Here is a 2192-nt window from a genome sequence, read left to right as displayed (position 1 = left end):
ATGGGTCTGAGGTAGGGTTTGTACAAACTTACTATCCGGTTTGGTATCTTGGCTTGTGGGTGTAAGTATCGCTGTTTTTGCTGTTGATAAACCAGTTTAATGGTCTTAAATGTTTCAGCGTCTACCATACTTAATCCTTTCGCTTGAGTTTGATTGAGCAGGGATTGATAGGCTTCTATTCCTTTATCCAACAATTTTAGTAAAGCATTTTGCCTGCTTCTGGTTTTTCTATAGCTTTTCTTTCGCAGTTTGCTGTAAGAGATATATTTAGTCTTTTGGTCTTTAAACTTTGAGCGAGGTAATTTGATTCGATAAGTTTGACACAGGGTGGGAATCTGTTTTTCCCATAACCATTGACAAGATTCCCAAAGTAATTTCACATCTGTAGGGAAGCGAATATAAGACTCATAACAGGTAGCATCCATTAGTACTACTTGTTTATCAGGTATTTCCTGCTTCCAATTTGCAATAAGGGTTTGTTGTAAAACGCCTAAATCAATATGCTTTGCCAGGTAAGTTCGTGCATTAGAGACAAAAGCATTATCCCGAACCATTTGATTATCACACAATTGAATGCCACAAAACATTTGTATAGCCCAGTCAGTATTTAATCGCTCTAATAGCTTTTCATCACTCAGTTTCAGATAATGCTTCAGAAACATTAAACCAAAATATCCTCGTGGTGGTAAAATGGAAGGAGAACCAACTTTGGTTTTCTTTTTTGGAAGAAGATTGTCTAAAGCTACCCAATCTATGGTTTGATAAATCGCACCTAATTCTGTCTTATTCTTGAAAATGTGCAATCTGGAAAAATTTGGAGAATCCAAATCAAATAATGTACCTTGCATCTGTATTTTTAATTCTTAGCAGAAGAAAAATACGAAAAACCCCGAAATATGTCAAGTTCGTGCATATTCGGGGTTTATTTATTTGCTAAAATATTGCTAATCAAATCGTTACCCTATTAAAGGAGAGCCTGAGGAGAAGGAGGCTCTAAACCTCTTAAACTAAAAGCCCCTCTCCTATTTCAAGGGTGTGTCTTACCCATAATTTGGGTATTTTTGCAAAAAATTACGTTCTTTGACATAGAGACCAAAACAGAATATTATATGGTAATAGAATCGGTGATTTCTTATCAGATGCAACATTATCGTTTTGGCGATAAACGTCTGAATAAAAGGTGTTTTTTTGCCAATCTGAACTATTTAAGACAGATAGTAGCTTGAGTTTTCCTCATGTTTTCAAAAATCAATATGCCTTGAAAGGACTCTATCGTTTAGTGAATAATAGCGAGCTTAACTGTGCGGATATTATTAAGTCTTATCGTAAAGGGTTGATTGCGTATTCTCTGACACAGTCCTTACCAGATAAGAAACAATATTATTATCTGTTTCAGGATAGTACAGTGGGCAATTATCCTACCCGTCAGATGGATTTAGGCTACCTTCAAACCGGAAGCGATAATGGAGTATTAATACATAATGGTATTCTGACAGACAACCATTATGTACCTTTAGGCTTACCCATCCAAGAGTTCATACAAAGAGATAGGGATGATTATGGTAAACGTCATCAAAGACACCTGCGTCCTTTTGAAGAAAAGGAGAGTGCTAAATGGATTGAAGCCATTGATTTTGCCCGTAAATATGGACGTAAAACGGGTATATCGGTTGTACAAGTAGCTGATAAAGAAGCTGATGTGGCAGAGGTCTTCAATTATGCACTTACCCATCGACAACTCTTTATTATCAATGGCAGACATGACCGTAAACTCAAAAACAGTACTCAAACCCTGAAGCCCTATTTGCAAAGTTTAACCCCTGGTGGGATTGTTGAACGTTCGCTCTTAGATGCCAAAGGCAAAGCACACCTATGTGAGTGTCAGATTACTTTTGCAAAAGTTGACTTACAGGATTTAATTAAACCTATTTATGTACTCACCTTGCAGCAACTTCAACCTATCAAAGGACAAGACTTAGCCCATTGGATGATACTTACCAATGTGCCGGTAAAGACTTTAGCAGAGGCGGTAGCTATTATTGATACCTATACCCGCAGATGGACTACCTGTGAAGATTTTCATAAATGTCTCAAAACGGGTTGTAGTATCCAACAAAGACAATTACAATCCCCACAAGCACTCTTTAATACCATCAGTCTATTGAGTTTAATAGCGATTGGTTTATTAAGAA

3 protein-coding genes are annotated in these 2192 nt (G+C 37.0%); 2 read left to right on the top strand and 1 reads right to left on the bottom strand.

The features are described 5' to 3' along the window. The coding region (locus EWM59_RS27240; RefSeq protein ID WP_130022580.1) for a transposase at positions 1–848 on the bottom strand (848 nt) is incomplete at its 3' end. Positions 849–1061: 213 nt separating this feature from the next. Between EWM59_RS27240 and EWM59_RS27965 the strand changes: the two genes are divergently transcribed. Then, complete coding sequence (locus tag EWM59_RS27965) at positions 1062–1226, top strand: hypothetical protein (protein ID WP_165372164.1); 165 nt, start codon at positions 1062–1064, stop codon at positions 1224–1226. Then, positions 1223–2192: IS4 family transposase (locus EWM59_RS27235; protein ID WP_165372273.1), on the top strand; the 970-nt coding region annotated here is incomplete at its 3' end. The genes EWM59_RS27965 and EWM59_RS27235, both read left to right, overlap by 4 nt.

The sequence above is a fragment of the Emticicia agri genome, assembly GCF_004168285.1.
Classification (GTDB): Bacteria; Bacteroidota; Bacteroidia; order Cytophagales; family Spirosomataceae; genus Emticicia; species Emticicia agri.
The sequence above is the reverse complement of the archived record's forward strand: the minus strand, read 5'-3'. Positions and strand labels throughout refer to the sequence as shown.